The 1152-nt window shown below is 36.5% G+C and carries 3 protein-coding genes; 2 read left to right on the top strand and 1 reads right to left on the bottom strand.

The features are described 5' to 3' along the window. Nucleotides 1–103 precede the first annotated feature (103 nt). Nucleotides 104–364 carry a hypothetical protein gene (locus tag ACFIJ7_RS09550; protein ID WP_375645192.1) on the top strand — a complete coding sequence of 87 codons (261 nt, stop codon included), beginning with the start codon at nucleotides 104–106 and terminating at the stop codon, nucleotides 362–364. Here ACFIJ7_RS09550 and ACFIJ7_RS09545 read toward each other — a convergent pair. Then, nucleotides 361–717, bottom strand: a complete 357-nt coding sequence (locus ACFIJ7_RS09545; protein WP_375613954.1) for a type II toxin-antitoxin system HigA family antitoxin — start codon at nucleotides 715–717, stop codon at nucleotides 361–363. The two genes, ACFIJ7_RS09550 and ACFIJ7_RS09545, sit on opposite strands and share 4 nt — an antisense overlap. Before the next feature lie 77 nt (nucleotides 718–794). On the opposite strand from ACFIJ7_RS09545, the gene ACFIJ7_RS09540 reads away from it, so the two are divergent. Further along, nucleotides 795–1091, top strand: coding sequence for a HigA family addiction module antitoxin (locus tag ACFIJ7_RS09540; RefSeq protein ID WP_375628620.1), 297 nt, complete (start codon nucleotides 795–797; stop codon nucleotides 1089–1091). The last annotated feature ends 61 nt before the right edge of the window (nucleotides 1092–1152 follow it).

The following is a 1152-nucleotide window of genomic DNA, read 5'->3' as shown; positions in this document are numbered from 1 at the left end:
AGCGCAAGTCAAATGGATAGCTGTTGTATAAGCGAGCTTGTATGATTTTTAAGTCCTTTTATCACTCTTTCAAAGCCTGTTAAAGCCCTTTAAAGGGCTTTTTTTGACTGACAGTGTCAGTCTTATGGAGCATGGTGATGCTTGTTATAATCTCTTCATTGATTTGGAGAGCAAGATGACAATAGAATTTAAACTTCGTATTCACTTTATTAAGAATGGCAAGGGATCTAAGTTTTTGGCAATATTTGATCAGACAGCCTTTGATGCAGTTGTAAAATCCTTGATGTTGACGTGCAAATTTATCCCCTCCATGCGCCTATCCTTCTCTTTACGCATGAGGTGGAGAAAAGAAAAACAAGTCTAAGCTATTAGGCTTTCCAATGGGATATTAAACTGTTGGTGCAAATTTTTAATCATGCGTAGTGTTAGTTTTCTTTTTCCACTCAAGATTTCATAAACGCGATTTAAATGACCAATCGCAGGAACGAGATCTTTAGCACTTAAGTTCATTTGTTCCATTCTAAATTTAATAGCTTCAATCGGGTGAGGAGGAGAAACAGGATAGTGTTCTGCTTCATACGCTTCAATCAACAACACAAGAACCTCCATTTGATCAAATTCTGGAGTATTCTCTTTAGGTTGATTGTCAAACATTGCAGACACAATTTCTAAAGCTTCTTGATAATCTCTCTCTGTACGAATTGGTTTGATATTCATTTCTTAAATTACACAGTATTGATGTTATACTGTTTAGATTGTAATGGTTTTTAAGTTAATTGCAAAGAAGACTATCTATGACTATACGCAATCCTAATCGTTGTCCTACTCATCCAGGAGAAGTTTTAGCAGATATTATTCCTGAAACAGGCAAAACAAAGTCAGAAATTGCACAAATGCTCGGTATATCACGCCAACATCTCTATGATATTTTAAATGCCAAAAAGCCTGTCTCTCCTTCTCTTTCGGCTTGTCTTGGCAAAATGTTTGGGAATGGAGCTGCCATATGGTTACGTATGCAAGCCAATTATGATGCGTGGCATGCTGAACGTGAAACAGATGTTAGCAAAGTTCCAATACTCCACGCTGTTTGACTTTGTGACTCAATCTCTAGAGACTTTTCCAAGTGGTTTTATTGCTTTAACTTCTTTAATT

It is taken from the genome of Bartonella sp. MR100HLJHH (assembly GCF_042194215.1).
In the GTDB taxonomy this organism is placed as follows: Bacteria; Pseudomonadota; Alphaproteobacteria; order Rhizobiales; family Rhizobiaceae; genus Bartonella; species Bartonella grahamii.
The sequence above is the reverse complement of the archived record's forward strand: the minus strand, read 5'-3'. Positions and strand labels throughout refer to the sequence as shown.